This window comes from Wolbachia endosymbiont of Diaphorina citri, from assembly GCF_013096535.2.
Lineage (GTDB): Bacteria > Pseudomonadota > Alphaproteobacteria > Rickettsiales > Anaplasmataceae > Wolbachia.
The window spans coordinates 1,049,271-1,067,124 of record NZ_CP051265.2; the positions used below are offsets into that span (position 1 = coordinate 1,049,271).

14 protein-coding genes and 1 tRNA gene are annotated in these 17,854 nt (G+C 33.5%); 7 read left to right on the forward strand and 8 right to left on the reverse strand.

The window, feature by feature from the left end; all coding sequences use genetic code 11:
• Positions 1 to 4: 4 nt before the first annotated feature.
• Complete coding sequence (locus tag HGO49_RS04875; RefSeq protein ID WP_017532432.1) at positions 5 to 496, reverse strand: Smr/MutS family protein; 492 nt, start codon at positions 494 to 496, stop codon at positions 5 to 7.
• 92 nt (positions 497 to 588) lie between these two features.
• Here HGO49_RS04875 and rlmB point away from each other — a divergent pair, with 92 nt between their 5' ends.
• A complete protein-coding gene (gene rlmB / locus HGO49_RS04880; protein WP_007302490.1) occupies positions 589 to 1,356 on the forward strand; it encodes a 23S rRNA (guanosine(2251)-2'-O)-methyltransferase RlmB in 768 nt (255 codons plus the stop codon).
• Between the two features lie 90 nt (positions 1,357 to 1,446).
• On the opposite strand, the gene HGO49_RS04885 is transcribed toward rlmB, so the two are convergent.
• Together HGO49_RS04885 and HGO49_RS04890 are read right to left on the reverse strand one after the other, a co-directional pair.
• Positions 1,447 to 2,988 carry a hypothetical protein gene (locus HGO49_RS04885; protein WP_172758379.1) on the reverse strand — a complete coding sequence of 514 codons (1,542 nt, stop codon included), beginning with the start codon at positions 2,986 to 2,988 and terminating at the stop codon, positions 1,447 to 1,449.
• Positions 2,989 to 3,557: 569 nt separating this feature from the next.
• Positions 3,558 to 6,950: a peptidase M2 gene (locus HGO49_RS04890; protein WP_017532436.1), complete on the reverse strand. Its 3,393-nt coding sequence runs from the start codon at positions 6,948 to 6,950 to the stop codon at positions 3,558 to 3,560.
• A 512-nt stretch (positions 6,951 to 7,462) separates the two neighbouring features.
• Here HGO49_RS04890 and HGO49_RS04895 point away from each other — a divergent pair.
• The 3 genes from HGO49_RS04895 (at position 7,463) to HGO49_RS04905 (ending at position 10,395) form a co-directional block, all read left to right on the forward strand.
• Positions 7,463 to 7,535, forward strand: a tRNA-Val gene (locus HGO49_RS04895).
• Between the two features lie 27 nt (positions 7,536 to 7,562).
• Complete coding sequence (locus HGO49_RS04900) at positions 7,563 to 8,459, forward strand: cation diffusion facilitator family transporter (protein WP_017532437.1); 897 nt, start codon at positions 7,563 to 7,565, stop codon at positions 8,457 to 8,459.
• 55 nt (positions 8,460 to 8,514) lie between these two features.
• Positions 8,515 to 10,395, forward strand: a complete 1,881-nt coding sequence (locus tag HGO49_RS04905) for a hypothetical protein (RefSeq protein ID WP_017532438.1) — start codon at positions 8,515 to 8,517, stop codon at positions 10,393 to 10,395.
• Here HGO49_RS04905 and plsY read toward each other — a convergent pair.
• The 5 genes from plsY to HGO49_RS04930 are packed head-to-tail and all read right to left on the reverse strand — an operon-like array spanning position 10,390 to position 15,257.
• Entirely contained in the window at positions 10,390 to 10,968 is a 579-nt protein-coding gene (plsY, locus tag HGO49_RS04910) for a glycerol-3-phosphate 1-O-acyltransferase PlsY (RefSeq protein ID WP_017532439.1), read from the reverse strand. The genes HGO49_RS04905 and plsY overlap by 6 nt on opposite strands.
• 9 nt (positions 10,969 to 10,977) lie before the next feature.
• A complete protein-coding gene (locus HGO49_RS04915; protein ID WP_017532440.1) occupies positions 10,978 to 12,444 on the reverse strand; it encodes an alanine/glycine:cation symporter family protein in 1,467 nt (488 codons plus the stop codon).
• Positions 12,434 to 13,783 (reverse strand): alanine/glycine:cation symporter family protein, encoded by a 1,350-nt coding sequence (locus tag HGO49_RS04920; RefSeq protein ID WP_017532441.1) that lies wholly within the window; start codon positions 13,781 to 13,783, stop codon positions 12,434 to 12,436. The genes HGO49_RS04915 and HGO49_RS04920 overlap by 11 nt, the downstream gene beginning before the upstream one ends.
• Positions 13,784 to 13,791: 8 nt before the next feature.
• Positions 13,792 to 14,577 carry a CDP-alcohol phosphatidyltransferase family protein gene (locus HGO49_RS04925; protein ID WP_017532442.1) on the reverse strand — a complete coding sequence of 262 codons (786 nt, stop codon included), beginning with the start codon at positions 14,575 to 14,577 and terminating at the stop codon, positions 13,792 to 13,794.
• The gene (locus HGO49_RS04930; protein WP_017532443.1) at positions 14,574 to 15,257 is read right to left on the reverse strand and encodes a phosphatidylserine decarboxylase; all 684 of its coding nucleotides are present in this window, start codon (positions 15,255 to 15,257) and stop codon (positions 14,574 to 14,576) included. Before HGO49_RS04930 ends, HGO49_RS04925 begins: the two co-directional genes overlap by 4 nt.
• Positions 15,258 to 15,490: 233 nt before the next feature.
• On the opposite strand from HGO49_RS04930, the gene HGO49_RS04935 reads away from it, so the two are divergent.
• The 3 genes from HGO49_RS04935 to HGO49_RS04940 all read left to right on the forward strand — a co-directional run bounded on the left by HGO49_RS04935 (position 15,491) and on the right by HGO49_RS04940 (position 17,664).
• Positions 15,491 to 16,357, forward strand: coding sequence for an ankyrin repeat domain-containing protein (locus HGO49_RS04935; RefSeq protein WP_017532444.1), 867 nt, complete (start codon positions 15,491 to 15,493; stop codon positions 16,355 to 16,357).
• 70 nt (positions 16,358 to 16,427) lie between these two features.
• A complete protein-coding gene (locus HGO49_RS07350; protein ID WP_017532445.1) occupies positions 16,428 to 16,781 on the forward strand; it encodes a hypothetical protein in 354 nt (117 codons plus the stop codon).
• Entirely contained in the window at positions 16,759 to 17,664 is a 906-nt protein-coding gene (locus HGO49_RS04940) for a hypothetical protein (RefSeq protein WP_017532446.1), read from the forward strand. Before HGO49_RS07350 ends, HGO49_RS04940 begins: the two co-directional genes overlap by 23 nt.
• Positions 17,665 to 17,854 lie beyond the last annotated feature (190 nt).

Consider the following 17,854-nt stretch of genomic DNA (forward strand, 5'->3'; position numbering starts at 1 on the left):
AAAATTAACCTTTATTTCTTCTTAATAAGACATAAAAAGCTCCTTTGCCACCATGTTTTTTTATGGCTTGCTGATAGTATAAGATCATATTTCGAACTTTTGTGTCATTCAACCACTTATTTAAGCTATTCTTTATAGTGTCTATTTTATCTGTACTATTACCATGCCCCGTAATTACCAATAAGCACCTATTCCTTGCTTGATAATTTTTGATAATAAAATCTATCAATTTACAATAAGCATTATCTATACTATAGCCATGCAAATCGAGTTTATCGCTTATAAAATATTTGCCCCTATCGATCTTTAATTTTGTATTGTAGTCAAGACAAAATGATGAATAACCATTATCAGTATTAAGAAAATTTTCTTGTAAACTAGAGGCACCTTTATCAATCATAGATTTTATATTTACTTTGTGATCAACTTTCAAAGTAACTTTTCCACATTCTATTGGCTTAACATTTTTTTGCCAATCTAACTCATCATCTGACATAAATTCATTAATTGAACTGCATAATTTTACAACAATATATAAACACAGTAAAATATTGCTTATTCTATAAAAAACTGATTTTCAATAATGAGATGAAATCATCAAAAGCTAATGAAAACTGTTGGATATATGGAAAGCACACTTGTATTTCAGCATTAAGAAACAAAAATAGGCGGTGTATAGAACTGTTAGTAACAGAAAATTTCTACAGAGAATTTGAGAAAGAAATTAAACAATGTGCAGATAGTAAGGGCATTAAACCTCGACTGGTAGAGAACAAAATGTTCAATGATGTTTTACCCAAAGGTGTCAATCATCAAGGAATTGCTTTAAAAGTTGCTCCTATTTTTCACAGCTTAAATATCGAAGAAATAGCTGAAGGTTCAGGTGACAGCTCTACTATAGTCATTTTAGATCAAATTACTGATACACACAATATAGGGTCGATTTTAAGAACCTCAGCTTGTTTCAACATTGATGCACTGGTTTTACCACATCACCATTCACCGAGCGAAAATGCATCTATCGCAAAAGCAGCAAGTGGAGCACTGGATATTGTTCCTCTAATATACGTTACAAACATAGTAAAAACGATGGAGTCTTTAAAAAAGATAGGCTACTGGTGTTATGGGTTTGATTGCAATGCAAAGGAAAATATAGATGAAATAAAGAATTTTGGGCAAAAAAGAGTAATTATTTTTGGTTCTGAAGAGAAAGGAATGCGGAGATTAGTGAAAGAAAGTTGTGATTATCTTTTAAAAATTCCAATGTCAAACGTAATTGATAGTCTAAATGTTTCAAACGCAGCAGCAATAGGACTATATTCCATTTACATTAAAACAAAAATCACTGCAAATTAGTTGCAATAAAACAAGGATGTCATTCCAGCATGTGATACTGGAATGACAACAGTGAATGACATCTTGCGATGTCATTCACTAGCACTTACATTACCAATCCCAAGAAAGAGGTGAACTTGAATCTGTTGGAATCTCGAAGGATGGCTGTGACACTATCTCTTTTATCTCATTTTTAAGCCATTCACTACCTTCTTGCCCAGCATCCGTGATAGCTTGCTTGAAACTGCTCTCTAGTACAGCTTTAGCAGCTTCAGTGACGTTACCATTACCATTTATAGCATTTCCTATTGTAGTTAACTTAATTAACTCAGCGTTTAAGTCAGCAGGCATCTTATCAGTCTTAGCCTTTATAGCAGTGACATCAGCTCCTAAGGTATCTGTAATCTTATCGGTTTTAGTTTGTATTGCAGTAACCTTATCTCCTAAATTAGCAGCATTTGTAGCGGTTTCTATAGAAGTTACTTTAGCTGTTAAGTCAGCTGGAATAGTATCAGTTTTAGCCTTTATAGCAGTGACATCAGCTCCTAAGGTATCTGTAATCTTATCGGTTTTAGTTTGTATTGCAGTAACCTTATCTCCTAAATTAGCAGCATTTGTAGCGGTTTCTATAGAAATTACTTTAGCTGTTAAGTCAGCTGGAATAGTATCAGTTTTAGCCTTTATAGCAGTGACATCAGCTCCTAAGGTATCTGTAATCTTATCAGTCTTAGTTTGTATTGCAGTAACCTTATCTCCTAAATTAGCAGAATTTGTAGCAGTTTCTATAGAAGTTACTTTAGCTGTTAAGTCAGCTGGAATAGTATCAGTTTTAGCCTTTATAGCAGTGACATCAGCTCCTAAGGTATCTGTAATCTTATCGGTTTTAGTTTGTATTGCAGTAACCTTATCTCCTAAATTAGCAGAATTTGTAGCAGTTTCTATAGCAGTTACTTTAGCTGTTAAGTCAGCTGGAATAGTATCAGTTTTAGCCTTTATAGCAGTAACATCAGCAGATTTAGCTAAAGGAGCTAGTTCAGCAGATTTAGCTAAATTACCTAACTCAGTTCCTAAATCAGCAGGCATCTTATCAGTCTTAGCCTTTATAGCAGTGACATCAGCTCCTAAGGTATCTGTAATCTTATCAGTCTTAGTTTGTATTGCAGTAACCTTATTTCCTAAATTAGCAGAATTTGTAGCAGTTTCTATAGCAGTTACTTTAGCTGTTAAGTCAGCTGGAATAGTATCAGTTTTAGCCTTTATAGCAGTGACATCAGCTCCTAAGGTATCTGTAATCTTATCAGTCTTAGCCTTTATTCCTGATATCAGATCTGTTCCGACTTGAGTTTTTATGGTAACTAAGTCAGCGCTTAAGTCAGCTGGAATAGAATCAGTCTTAGTTTTTATTGCATCTACATTAGTTCCAATACCTAATAATGTAGCAATTGCACCTCCAGTCATGAACTTTGTTGCTGTAGCACTGTAATCTATTTCAGCAGCACCATTAGGTTCATACTTAAAAGTGTTGAAAACATTAGTAGCATTGTCTACACCAAAGGTATACTTATTCTGTGCAGCATCTTCATAAATTATGCTTTTAATGTTAGGGGATGGTACATTTCCTCCAGAGTTGTCTTTAAAAGTTAAACTAGCCATATCACTTTCCGTTAATTATAAAAACCATAATGTGCATGAAAATAATATAAATTCCGTAAATACTAGATTTTGCATAAGATTTCCTTGAAGCTTTTCGCTTCAGAATTCTTCTCTTGTGATCTAAGTATGTAGCAGACTATGTCATCCTAGTAGTCCCTTTGGTGTCATTACAGTGTGTGACACTGATTTTTCATAATCATCAAAACGTTGTATTTTTATATAACTTCTGTACTCACCAGCTTGATGTATGATCAGAATTCCTGGATCCCAGTGTCACGCACTGGGATGACATCTTTTTTCTGGAGACAAATACATCTCAATCCTCATATAGTTATGTGTCTGGACACCGTAATGACACCGAAGGAGCTATCTGAATAGCGCTGAAGGGGCTACTCAGATCTGTCATTCAAGTACTGGAATCCATTTTTCCATCATAAGAAATGTTGATTACTTTTATACTAGCAAATTTAAATGGATGCCAGTGTCTGAGCACTGGCATGAAACCATCATAAGGTGAACCAGTGTCAGCTGCTTGAATGACAAGAAGAGGGCAGGGCCCTCCTTGTGTATTAGATATAGGCTGAGTTATGATCGTGATAAACATGATCGCTTGCGCAATCAAACATTGTCACAAAACCATTCTCTAGATAGAGATTGTATTCATGATGTTGATCTGATAACTCAATGTTATCTTGCGTTTCTAAGCTGAAGTGACTTGAATCTGACAGCAATTCGTAATTTGGATTATCTATTTTACTAATGCTACTTATTACTTTGCCATTACCATTTGATATAGCCAAACTATAACTATCACCATCCTTCATTATTTTGACGGATACCTTATCTTCAGGTAACACTATAAGCTTTTTTGTGTCACTATCGTGAATTAGAAATTTGCCATCTTTAAAGTAATACTTGTCTTCTGGCAAAGCGCCAATCTTATAATCCGATGTATGCAGTTTGTTCCAAAAATCTAACACAGATTGCTTATCTGCTCCTTCTGCTCTATTATACAAGGCTTTCACATCATTATAATCTATGATTACATTTGCCTTATGCTTTCCTTCTACATCTCTATCATAGCTCTTTTCTATTTTCAAGATTGTGTCTTTCAACACTACCTGCTCTTTCTCCTCCACTGAAGCTGACCTTTTTGCCCTTGTTGGAATTTGTGGTTGATCAGACTGTATTTCACTGTTGTCGTTTCTCTCTTCAGCAACAACATTAGTAGTACTATGAACTTCTGTCTTAGTTTCACTTACTTGCCCTTTTGGACTTTCGGTTTGTTTCTCTTTTGTGAATATTCTCTGATAGTCCGTGTAGCCTCTATTAGTGTCACCGATATCACCACTACCTTGATCGAAAGTTATTTTTTTGCTTCCATTTCCCATATTCTCAATTTCAACTTGAGGAGAAACAGATGCTAGGAAATCATTATAACTGTAGTTGTAGTCAGCGGAAAAGAATATTTTCCCTTTGAAATTATGGAAGTTATTAGATAACATTCCAATTTCTTCATCACCATCAAATAATTTTACCTTAGTGAAATATGTTTGATCTTTTATTCTAACTATTTCACCACTGGAGTTTCTTTGTATGTGGTAATCATTTGGGTCGTACTTTATAGCAAAAAGTTTGCCAGAGCCATATTTCTCTAAGTTTATAAGGCCCACATTTACATGTTTATGGGAATAATCTCTCTTTTCATATTCATGTGCAAATATTGGATCTATATATCTATATTCATCTGGTATATCATCACCTCGAACATCATACCTGTATTCAGTACCATATTTATCAGATGGTGCTAGTTTATATGCTCCGTCTTTTTCCACTAATTTTAGATGAGTGATACTAGTTGGTAATTGAAACCTTACATTTACTCCGTGATCATGAATAAATAGATCACCTTTCTCGGTAATATAAAAGCCCATATTTTTGAACTCATGTAAGCGCTCGTCTCCTTGCTTTACGACAGCTTCATATACATCATCGTCTGTCCTATCTGTTCCCTTATTATCCAGTAATTTTCCTTTTTCCACGATTACTCCATTTGCCTTTTGCTCATCAGAATATTGGGCATGCTCTGAATCCTGATGATTCAAAATTTTGGTACCTCTAAGGAGCAGAGAATCTAAATCTTTTTGAATATGTCCAGTGCTAGGATGCAACAATTCGTTTTCATGTAAATGTGCTTCATCAAAGTATTCATCGCGTTCAACTGTTCTGCCATCTATTAAAGAAGCTTTATACTGACCATTTTCTTTTGTGACCGCCATATAAGCACCACCATCATATTGAGTATTTAAGTTGTGCAATATATCCTCAAAAACAAAAGTTTCTTTAGTTTGACCTTCAACTTGCTTAAAAAATCCTGATTCACTCGATAATTCTCCAAGCTTTGTATTTCCCTCATATATAGACAGTGCACCCATATCTCCGTGACCAAGAGCTTTGATAGAGAAAACTTTACCTTCTTGTAGATTAATATGAGCACCTCTGATTAGGTTTGGATCGATATTAACCATCTCTTCTAACATCTTTTCTACGTCAATGTTCTGAGTTGCCTTTAATTGTTTTGAACCAGTGTCTATCATCTCATCAAGTAAGGATTTTTTCAATTCTTCATATCGAGAGGAAGAAGTAATGAAGTTATATTTTTCCAAAAGTTCTTCATAGGAAATCTCTTGCTTATGGTATTTTTCACGTACTTCAGCGGATTCCTTGCGAATCTGCTCATCCAGGTCTTTTAATGCATTATCATAAACTTTTTTTAGATTCTCATCGTAATTTGACAATGTCCTTAAAGCCTGATTTTTATACTCTTGACTGTTTTGATATTCATTACCTTGTTGATCAGAGTAAGTCAGCTTAACCTGCCCATCAGTAGTTTTTACTGCCTTTAAGAAATGATATTCCTTTGATATATCGAGGGTATCATTTGTTGCCCTATTAACAGCACGAGCATAATCGTAAAATGACACATGCTCTACAGCAGAGAAACTTCCTACGTTTTCTCCATCTATCTTTTCTATATTTGCTTTATAGTAGGATATGTTTTTAATTTCTCCACCCACTATTTCTTGACCAGTTGCTATAAAATCTCCTTTTGTAACTTGCAAAGCGTTGAGATGTTCCATTGCAGTTTCTGTGTCATTCAAATCAAGCCAGTCTTTAAAGGCATCATTATGGCCTCTTATTTGATCTAGAAAATTTCCTGACTTATGTGAATCACCTTTACACAAAGCTTCTAGGTAGTCTCTTAATAAACTAGGATCTTTTTCCTGTAAGTACATTATCAACGCATGACCAGTTTTATAAACCAAACTATTTTCTTCACTGTTATTTGAATATTTTAAACTTAAAATTTTATCTAAATCTAGATTTGCAGCTTCAGTTTTGTCGATACTTGATCCTTGAGCATTGAACTTATGATCTGAATGGTGCTCAAAGTAATCTGCAATTCCCTCCATTAATACTGTAGGTAGAGGTTTACCTCCTGTAGCTAAGTAAGTTAAACCATGTGCAAATTCATGCTGAAGGTTATGAACGCCACCTTGCTGATAGACATACATCTCAGCAAAAATATCAGCTTCTCCTTTGTAGTAACATTTACCACCTTCATCTCCAAGGTAAGAACCAAAACGTTCGCTTCCGCCAAGATGAGTGTAATCAGCCTTATCATCAAACACATAAATTTTGAACGTTTGTTCTGAGCTACCAGGCTCCAACTTAAATGCATCTTTAAAATTAGTAGCTGTTTCTCTTATTTCACTTTCAATGTGAGCAACTTTACTTGCTCTTAAATTATGAGAATAAACTTCTACTTTAATATTTAAATCTTTAACTTCTATGATATGCTTGTTGTTAAAATATTCATCTTTAGATATATTTTTATTTACTTGTCGATTGATTGTCATTACTTTAACCCCTAGTTTATTAGTCTTTACAATATCAAGCATAAAGTGACTCATCTGAAAAAAACGTAAATTCTCATGTTAGTATAATTTATATCTTAATAAAAAAGTATAGATAGTTAACTTAATATGCAACATTTAGAATGTGGCTAAGATTCTATAGCTAACCTTAGGTGGCTGCTAACAAGTAACGGAATTATAAATATTAAGAAATTTATCAATTTTAAAAAAGGCAAAAAAATCCCTATGTAGCGAGTTTTATAATGTAAATTGGCATTGTAATAATGTGCTAACGCTTATTTAAAGTGCGTTTTGGCTGAATGTAGAAAAAATAAAAAAGACATGCAGCCGCTATAATTTTCATGTAATTTGCCAATAAATATCTGAGTTTTTTACTGAATTTTTGTTGTTGAACCCGCGCGGATCAAAAACAAGGATAAGTACTCTTACTGGTATGATAAGGAAAGTGGGAAGGTTTGTCAAGGAATTTCATTCAACAAGAAGTCTAAAAGCAAATTGACTTCCATTCCACTAAAGCACTATACTAAAGCTACGATGGGTAATTAGCTCAGTTGGTAGAGCACTTGCTTGACGTGCAAGGGGTCGCTGGTTCGAGCCCAGTGTTACCCACGATTTTTGCTCATAAAAAGATTTTGTATGACAGCAGTGCACAATGGCAAACACTCAATAGCAGAGTCCAAGCGCTTAATTTATTCCATAATAATAGTTGCAATAACAATGCTTATGGAGATAGTAGGTGGAGTAATTTCACATTCGCTTGCTCTACTATCAGATGCAGGGCATATGCTCACTGATCTTTTTGCCTTGATTTTAAGCTGGATAGCGCACAAATTTTCAGCTAAGAAATCTGATTTACAGAGGTCATATGGGTATCACAGATTGCAGATAATTGCAGCATTTGTTAATGGTTTAACTCTATTTCTCATTGCAGCGGTCATTATAATTGAATCAATAAAAAGATTTATTTTTCCAGTCAATGTTGAATGGAAAGTAATGTTAATAATTGCTACACTTGGCCTAATTTCTAACATTATAGTCTTTTTTATATTACATAGTAAATGTGAAAGCAATATAAACATAAAAAGTGCTGTATTGCATGTTATAGGAGATATTTTAGGTTCTGTAGCTGCTATACTTGCATCCATAATTATCATGTTTACCGGATGGCAAATAGTGGACCCTATTTTGTCAGTATTTGTCAGTGTAATAATCTTAAGCAGTGGCTATAAAATTCTCAAGAATTCTTGTCATATACTTCTTGAAGGTACACCCGAAGGTGTATCCGCTGAGGAGGTAAAAAGTGAGATTGTATCTAAGTTACCTGAAGTGATAGATGTGCATCACATACATGCATGGTCACTATCTGATAATTATTTTATACTTACTATGCATGCCAAGATAAAGCAAAATGGACAACACACTAATATTTTGTATGAGATAAAAAAAATACTATTAAATAGATTTGAAATTGCACACTCTACAGTTGAAATTGAATACGATGAGTGCGTAGACAGTAAAATACTTAAGCATTGACATCTATAGGCTATTTGTTATTACTACAATATCATAATATTATAGAGAGTAGGCTATGATAGGTATTTCTCAAATACAATTTCCTGGAAAGGATTCTTACAGATTAAAGACAGCAAGTTACTTCGCAGCTTTTGTTTCTTTAAGCATTTTAGTTAATCCTGCCAATGTCTTTTTATCTTTTGCCACATTGTTTTTTAGATCTGAAATAAAAACTTTTTACGTTTATAAAGACATAAAAGCTGCAAAGCAGGAAAAAATAAGTAAAAAGGAATATTGGGAAATATTTTTTGAAAAAAATAAAATTAAGATAGCATCTTTCCTTTTGTTTTTTGCTTCTGTAACATATCTAACCTTTACAACTACTTTTCTGCTCGTTTCGTTACTTGCAACAATACCACTTGCAATGGTTTTAATTCTATTACAAAGTGAATTAAGGCCAAAGGATTTTAATCCATTTACGTTACTCAAAGCTGCTATAAGTTTCTTTTTAGAAGGCATAAAAGAAAATACTCGCAGTATGACAAATAAGTTTGATGATACTTATGAGCATTTACTGCCCCATCAATTGAATGACGATATTAGTAATAATATTGGTAAGTTAATACGCAAATATGATCCAGTACCAGAAGACGCTATTAATAATGAGGGATTTAAAGAATTTATTGAATATATAAATCACTTACATATGCTTGATGGCCAACCATTTAGTAATGAGAATAAGGGAAAATTAGTAATGTTTTTGCAAGATTTTTGCAAAGGTAATGAGAAACATAGCTCTGGCTTCACTGGTGGACAAATTCTTCTGTTAGTTCTTAGAGCCTGCAATGATGGAGATAGAGAAGCTGTAAAAAATAAAAAAGACGCGTTGATTGCAAATTTACTAGATAGCCAAACTTTCTCTAGAAAAGAACGAATTCCTAACACATGTTTTACTGGTATTATCTACAGAATGTTAAGTACATTAGAGGGTATTCATTCCGATCCAGAGATTAAATTTACACCACCTAGACAAATGCTCCTTACAGAAGCAGAAAATGAAGCACGTAAGTTTATGTTAGACAGGCTAAAAAATAGGAAAAACGGTAAAGAAATTCTTAGGGCTTGGCATAACGCCCAAAATAATTATGAAGATGATAAAAGTCAAAAAATAGTTGATGATTTTATTGCAGAAGTAAGCATTACTTTAATGAGAAGATTACTGAGTTTTACTTCTCAATATAGTGAACAAATTGTGCTGACGTTAATGAAAAATATTAACTCTGTAAAGTTAAATAAATTAGAGCACTTTGCGCTGTCTCAGCACATAACAAATAAACTACAGGGGGATGGTTTAGACGATCAACTCGAAAACATCAAAGGAAAAGTCTTTTTGGAGCTTTTAAACCAAAATTTACTTAGAACAGATTTTTTTCTCAAGGACTCATCTTTAACTGAAGCTAAGAGAATAGCTAGCAAAATAATAAAAGAAGAAGTAAAAGAATTAAAATTGAAAGCCAAGAAGACTATTAAGGGTCAAGTGGACAGAATGTTAGATAGTTTAAGAATGTTACCACTAAAGAAAAGGTGTTATAGGGTATACACGGAACTGAGTAAAAATAGCAGAGACGATAAAGAAGAAATAAAGAAAATTCTGCAAGAAAAGCTAGCAATAACAGAAGCAGTGATAAATAACATGTTAAAAAAAGAAGCTTCACACAGGCTAGAGATAGAGATTGAAGATATTTATAATCAAAATAAGCGCAATGTAACCACACTTTATGAAAAAATACAAGAAGTGAAGCAAAGATTCATTGAAGATGAATTTTTAATACCTCAAGAAGTAGAGAATATAACAAGAGTAAAAATTACAATCTTAAATAAAGAAGATAAAATAATACCATCAAGCAGTTTATCTCGTAGTTTAAGTGTCAGTGATTTAACATCTCATCGCTTATAAAAACTTATGCTCTCTGCCTTGCAGAAGATTTGCAATATTTTTGTAATGCTTCAAGAAAATTAATATCGCTACAGTGAGTAGTATAAGGAATAACTCCTTTTGAAAAAAGAAAGATGCTATAACAGCTGCTGCAGTAGAAGCCAAGGAAGCAAGAGAGGAGTACCGAAAGATAAAAAATACTATTAGCCAGACAAATACAAATGCTAATGCTATAGAAATGTTAAGTGCTATCAAAACTCCTAAAGTTGTTGCAACCCCCTTTCCTCCATTGAACCTTAGCCAAATGGGAAACATATGCCCTAGAACTGCTAAAATTGCAGATACATATATATAAAAATCGTTATTATCACAAAATTGTTGTGCTGTATAAACTACGATAAACCCTTTAGAGGTATCCAGAAATAACGCAAGAGCAGCAAGAAATTTATTTCCTGTCCTTGCAACATTTGTAGCGCCAATGTTTCCTGAACCTACTTCTCTTAAATTTATACCATTTATTTTTGCAATAATTAGGCTAAACGGTATTGAACCTAATATGTAAGATAATACAAAGACTACAAATATCTCTATCATAGCAGAAATCTAGCTAATTTTATTATTCCTTAGCCTTTTTAGATAACATTGGACTTCATTGTTAATCTGATTGCTAAACAGTATAAGTGCTGTCATATTGATGAGTGCTAAACAAGAGAATAAAGCCCCACCAATATTAGCAATAGCCATTATATCTTTAGACAAACCTGACAAAAATGAAACTACTACCACCGCTATACGATATATTACTACACTTTTTACACCAAACAAATACAGCCATCCCATTTCACAACAATATACAAATGAAATTACTGAGGAAAACGCAAACAAAGGCGCAGCGATGGTTAAAAGTATAGGAAACCAAGAAGAAACTGTTTCAAATGTTTTTTGGGTGATCAATATTCCCTCGCCAATGCCGGTCTGGTATGCACCTGTTATTACTATTGTTATTCCTGTCAAGCAACAAATTAACATTGTATCAAAGCATGGTTCTATCATCGCAACCAGCCCAGTTCTCACTGGCTCCTCATCTTTAGCTACAGCGTGAGTAATTGCAGCAGAACCAACACCTGCTTCACTGGCAAAAATTGCCCTTTGAATCCCAGCGACAAATGCTCCTACTACTCCACCACCAACAGCATTGAAGTCTATCATACTGGAAAACAATATTTTTAATGTATTGCTAAAATTGTGAATATTGAATGCAATAATCGTGAAACAACTCAAAATATATATGAGTGACATAATAGGTACTAGTGCAGAAGATACTCTAGCTATTCTCCTGATTCCACCGATAATCACTAGAGCAAGTAATGTAGAAATTATGAAGGAAAGAACCCAAGGATGACTATCTATCCAGCTTGAATAGCCAGATAATATTGAAACCATTTGATTAGTCTGAAATGCTACACTTCCACCAAGACCTGACAATACAAAAAACACTGCATATATTGCAGCTATCACAATACCAAGCTTCTTAAATCCAAATTCCTCTAGTCCATTTCTTATATATTGAAAGGGACCACTGAATAACTGCTCCTGGCCTTCTGTTCTGTGTCTGAATGCTAAAGTTACTTCAGCAAACTTTGCAGACATACCAAAAAAGCCTGTGATCATCATCCAAGGTACCGCTCCTGGCCCTCCCATTGAAATTGCAATTGCAACACCAGCAACAGTTCCAAGGCCGACTGTACTTGAAAGTGCAGTTACAAATGCCTGAAAATGAGTAATGTGACCATCGTGATGATCTGTGTCATATTTTCCACATAAAATAGCGAACGCATGCTTAAACATCCTTATGTTGAGAAATCTAAAACGTAGTGTTAGAAATATATAACCAAAGGCCAATAAAAGAATTATAAATGGTACGTGAAAGATCTTGAAAAACAACACTTCATTCATGAAGTTGCTTATTCCATTTAATGCAGTGTCATAACTTTTATAAAAAATTGAAGCAGCGTATACATCATTAAATGATAGGCAAAATAACACTATATAAAGCATTCTATAAATCATGTTTATACCTTTTGTAATAAGAATCTATTGTATTTAAGACTTCCCTTCTCAGTAGATATATCGCAACAGCATTTGGAATCATAAGGCACATAAACAGACTGTCACCTAAATAAGATATAAATTCTATATTTTTTGATATACAGCTGATATACACTGAACCCACTATAAAAAACTGAAACAATATCAGTACTTTTTTGTTACCAAATAAGTACACCAGGGCAACTTCGCAGTAGTAATAGTAAGCTATTATCGTGGAAAATGCAAAGGAAAACATTATCAGCGGAAGAGCTAGCTTGCTAAATAAAGGCAAGGCTGTTGAAAATGCTGAACTAACTAGAGTAATATCACCAATTTCATTGGTATTGTGCATACCAGTAATAATTATCACAACACCAGTCAAAAATGAGACTAATATTGTGTCTACAAATGGTGCAATCATAGCAACACTTCCAACTTTAACTGGATCTTTCTCTTTTACAATCGAATGTGCTATAGCTGCTGTTCCAGTACCCGCTTCATTAGCAAATACTGATCTTCTCACCCCCGCTATTAATCCACTCAATACTCCACCTTCTATAGCCGATTTGTTAAAGATATCTTGAAATATTATAGATAGAGCATTCAAAAGATTACTTCGGTTTACGCAGATTAAATACATGCACATGCCTAGATATAACATTATCATAATAGGCGCTAAACCTGTTGCAACGAAAGCAATTCGCTTTATTCCTCCCAATATTACAATGAAGACAAGCAGGGATATAATAATGGACGCATTGTATTCGAAGAGGTTATTTGACAATGCTGCTATCTGATTCGCTTGAAATGGTATACCGCCCAAAATCATTGCAATAATTAGCATAATCGCATAAGTGAAGGCAAGAAATCTACCAGTTTTTGCAAATCCAATTTTTGCAAGCCCGTACTTCATGTAATAAAAAGCCCCGCCAGTTGTATTTTCAGAGCGATAAGTGAATGCAAGCACCACCTCGGCAAACTTTATCGACATACCAAGTATTCCGGTAATTACCATCCAAAAGACTGCACTTGGGCCTCCTATTGTGATAGCTATTGCAACTCCTGATATTGTTCCAAGACCAACTGTTCCTGAAATGACTGTTGCAAACGCTTGAATATGAGTGATTATACCATTGTTATTACCATTACATTTTAGGTTGAATAGTGTTTGTATCCCATATTTGAACAACCTAAAGTTAATGAATTTGAATCGAACCGTACAAAAAATCCCAGTTGCAATTACCCAAATAATTATAAATGGTATGTTGAATATCTTCATATATAAAAGAGAGTTTAATAGATCAGTTACTTTTATAATCATGCTGCTCACTATTTTTTATATAGCTGACTAGTTTTATATGCGTAATGTATATAGAGTCCGGTACTTATTGGGATAGTCAAGATATAAACCCCACCTAAAATTGGTAGTGTTACCCAGGGCTTACTTATAAAAAATATGATCAATATTCCAAAAAATGACACAAATATATAGGATAAACTTTTAGGGACATAAATGTATTTTGCAGAGAAAGTTGGAATATGACTTATCGAAAAAAATGAGATGGTCAAAAAGTAACAAGCTGTATTCTTTACGTTAAAAAATTGCTCTATAAGAAGTAGATATTCACTTTCATGAGATTGAAAGGTAATAATTATTGGTAACAGAGCAAGTAAAGCACATACAGGAGCTGGAACACCGGAAAAGAAAAATTTTTTCCAGTATAATTGTTCTGAATGTAACGAAACATTGAATCTGGCAAGTCTTATTGATATGCAGATTACATATATCATTACTAAAATCCATCCTACAACTTTAATTTCATTTAACTTCCAAAAATATAAAAGAAAAGCAGGTGCTGAACCAAAATTTAGAAAATCTGCAAAAGAATCGAGTTGTGCTCCAAAATCGCTAGTTGATTTTAAAATTCTGGCTATTCTGCCATCCATTCCATCTATTATTGCTGCAATGATAATAAAAATTGCTGAAAATTCCCATTGTTCATTAAATGTGAATTTAAGTGAAGTAAGGCCAGCACATAAACCCAGTAAAGTTATAAAATTCGGAAATAACTTGGTAATAGGTAAGGATTTACCGTTACTTTCATCGTTATTCATACAATGTCAAAGGTAAGCTTCTCTTGTTTATTTAAATCTGCTATAACTGTCTCACCACCAATAACAGTTTGGCCTTCTGAGACTCTTACCTCTATTCCAGCAGGGATATAAATATTTACTCTGCTACCAAATCTTATAATTCCAAATCTTTCACCTGCTTTTACGCTCTGAGATGTCCTCAAATTACAAACAATGCGGCGTGCAATAAATCCAGCTATTTGTTCCACAATGATTTCTTTTCCCTTTTCATATTCAATCACAATAATCTGCTTTTCATTTTCATTACTGGACCTATTACTCATTGCAGAAACAAACTTGCCTTTCTTGTAGCTCATTTCCTTTATCGTACCAGATATTGGTATACGATTCACATGGACATTCAAAACGCTTAGAAATATGCTGACAAGTGTAAATTTCTTTTCTTCTTCATTCTCTTCTGATAAAGAGTAACTAACTTCTTCTATCTTTGAAATTACACCATCAGCAGGGCTTAATATAAAGTCCTTATTGTTTGGTACAGCTCTTGCTGGATCACGAAAAAAATAGGTACATAATAACGTTGGAAATAAGCAAGTAATTCCAGCTCCCCAGGATATAGAGAATGCTATACATGTTACGATAAAGGAAACAACTATAAATAAATAACCTTCTCTGTTTATATTAGGCAAACCAAAGCACATAATTTATTCTCGATAATTCATTATTAATAATTTATCATTTATAATTTCTCATGAAAAGCTTTTTTTCACTGCTTCACTTTTGGAATGATTATATAAGCATTTGCTTATATAATCATTGATGGGTATTAAATTTTTAATAAAAATTAAGGATTTTTACTGTTGTTAATATTATTTTAATAAAAACTTAATAATAATCCTTAATAATCTATGAATTAATATGTTCGCAATTTCGTATGACAGGGGAAATAGAAAAAGATGAATCTCCTTCCTTATACTCTGCAATTCGGATGGGTGATATTGAAGCTACAGAGCTACTAATAAAGTCTGGTGCAAACGTCAATGATAATTATGAACGTAATCGTACACCACTACATATTGCTATCGGGTATAAGCAGTTTGAAATAGCGAAATTGCTGATAAATAACGGAGCAAACGTTAACGCAAAAACTGGAAATCATGGCAAAGATGACTTAACACCAATGCACCTTGCAATTTTTGCAGATACACCAGAGTTTATAGAATTTCTAGCTAGCCATGGTGCATTGATTAATGAAAGAGAAAGCACTGAAGGACACATACCTCTTCACTTCGCTGCTTTATATGGAAATAAAAGTGTAATACAAGCCTTGGTTGATAAGGGACAGAATATTGAAGATATTGATAATAATGGGCGTACAGCTTTATTTTTAGCTATTAGGCAATGCACTGAAGCAGAGGATGATAGCAGAATAGAAGTTATCGAGTATTTGATAAATAAACTCAAAGCAGACATAACGAAAAAAGATAATAATAACAACACAATACTTTTTCCTGCTGCTAATAATTGTCTTGGAAAGGTAGTGAAACTCATCATTAAACAATATATAGAAAGCTTTGGTAGAGATCGGTTGAAGAATTTTATCAACCACAAAAATAAAGCTGGAATGGATGCTTTGGATATTGCACTCAATAGTGGAAATGAAAAGGCCATTGAAGTACTTAGCTCATATGGAGCAGATATCGAGAATAAAGTAACTCCCAAGATTACTGTAGAAAAACCAAATAGTACCTTAGATGGAGCAGAAAGTATAGAAGTGGTATCCCCAATCAAACAAAAATAAAAGCAGCTCTAAATTTCTTGCTTTATTTACATTCTTTCTATAGTATGATATATTAATGTTAGAATAGGGTATGTTTGCAGGTCAAAATAATAATCAACAGCAAAATAGAAATAGAGCACAGGCTTTAATAGAAAGAGTGCAAAATGCTTACAACAACACTAATAAAATTAAAAGATTCATTAATATAGTTTTATTAGTAAGTATGATTCCTTCATTTTTTCTTCTTGTACAGCTCTCTTTGTATTTATCATTAGTAAATTATTTTTTCAAACCAAGGGAAAATGAAAAAAGATTATCAGCGTGGCCAAAAAATGTTATTAGAATAACATTAAGCATTTTTTTAATTAATACACATTATCAATTCCTGTGTGCTTTTGGTACTGCCTATATTGTGCTTATGGTTGCTAAACAAATCACTCATTGAAGAAATACAGCAGTTTAACGATTTAATACAACAAATTCCAGAGGAAGAAAGGGGCCTTTTTGCTGCTGATATAGTCAATATTCTTCCCTTTGCTGCGCAAACTACTCATGATCCAAGTGCAGTTGCTAGTATAAACTTGAGTGTTGATAGACTCATAGAAAAGTATAAAGAGAATTTAAGCAAAGATGAATTCTATGTACAGCTAAATAGAGGCAACACAACCGACATTGAAGAGTACATCAAACAGTCAAATGAATTTACAGAAGGCGATAAACCTCATGCACTTGAATGCTTAAGATTTATCAATAGAACAGGAGATAATTTTAAAGACAACCATAGTAAGTTAACACTAAAACAGGCAGCTATTTTATGTTGGAAAGCCTGCAATGATAGAAATACAGGGACAGAAAATCAAAGAACTCCTTTGAATGATGAAGACATAAAAAACAGAAAAGATATGTTTTTAAAAGGTCTTGTAGACGCTGCAACAACTTACGGTAATCAAGGTCAAAGTTGTGCAGGTGGAACATACAATAAATTATTTGAGTCTTTATCTGGTTTACATCCATCAGTGGTTATTACACTCGATGGAGAAGAGGCTAGAGCAATGATAAAAGAAACGATCACACAAAAATTCCCTGAAATGGCCAGAGCCAATTTCACCAATTTCTCTGGAACAGAACAAGAAAGGATACGTAGCGAGTTACCAGAGTTATCATCTGAAACAGTAAGGTATATTATGACTACGCATTCAGCTCTTGAGAGAAGGTGTCAAGAGTTCAGCAGTAGATTAAACAATGATAAAAAGAATGAAATATTAGAAGAGTGTATGAGCAACTTATCCTGTGTTGAGCTAGAAAGTCCAATTGAAAGAAGAAGGTAAATTGTATTTGATTGTAGCCATTTATCTTGAAATATGAAGCAGAGTTTTGTATGACGGTTTCAATTTAAGTATATGTATTGGAATAGCATGTAAAATTGCTCTGTTTAGATAATCTGTTGTACTTTCCTATGTATCAAGGTCAAGGGTCCTTCCTTCAACTTAAAAATGTTGCTAATCAGCACATACAAAT

Excerpts from the sequence above, each read along its gene's own strand:
- plsY (WP_017532439.1), bottom strand. The coding sequence starts at position 10,968 with ATGATAGAGATATTTGTAGTCTTTGTATTATCTTACATATTAGGTTCA.
- HGO49_RS04920 (WP_017532441.1), bottom strand. The coding sequence starts at position 13,783 with ATGATTATAAAAGTAACTGATCTATTAAACTCTCTTTTATATATGAAG.
- HGO49_RS04915 (WP_017532440.1), bottom strand. The coding sequence starts at position 12,444 with ATGATTTATAGAATGCTTTATATAGTGTTATTTTGCCTATCATTTAAT.
- HGO49_RS07350 (WP_017532445.1), top strand. The coding sequence starts at position 16,428 with ATGTTTGCAGGTCAAAATAATAATCAACAGCAAAATAGAAATAGAGCA.
- HGO49_RS04930 (WP_017532443.1), bottom strand. The coding sequence starts at position 15,257 with ATGTGCTTTGGTTTGCCTAATATAAACAGAGAAGGTTATTTATTTATA.
- HGO49_RS04900 (WP_017532437.1), top strand. The coding sequence starts at position 7,563 with ATGACAGCAGTGCACAATGGCAAACACTCAATAGCAGAGTCCAAGCGC.
- HGO49_RS04890 (WP_017532436.1), bottom strand. The coding sequence starts at position 6,950 with ATGCTTGATATTGTAAAGACTAATAAACTAGGGGTTAAAGTAATGACA.
- HGO49_RS04905 (WP_017532438.1), top strand. The coding sequence starts at position 8,515 with ATGATAGGTATTTCTCAAATACAATTTCCTGGAAAGGATTCTTACAGA.
- HGO49_RS04875 (WP_017532432.1), bottom strand. The coding sequence starts at position 496 with ATGTCAGATGATGAGTTAGATTGGCAAAAAAATGTTAAGCCAATAGAA.
- HGO49_RS04925 (WP_017532442.1), bottom strand. The coding sequence starts at position 14,577 with ATGAATAACGATGAAAGTAACGGTAAATCCTTACCTATTACCAAGTTA.
- HGO49_RS04885 (WP_172758379.1), bottom strand. The coding sequence starts at position 2,988 with ATGGCTAGTTTAACTTTTAAAGACAACTCTGGAGGAAATGTACCATCC.
- HGO49_RS04935 (WP_017532444.1), top strand. The coding sequence starts at position 15,491 with ATGACAGGGGAAATAGAAAAAGATGAATCTCCTTCCTTATACTCTGCA.
- rlmB (WP_007302490.1), top strand. The coding sequence starts at position 589 with ATGAAATCATCAAAAGCTAATGAAAACTGTTGGATATATGGAAAGCAC.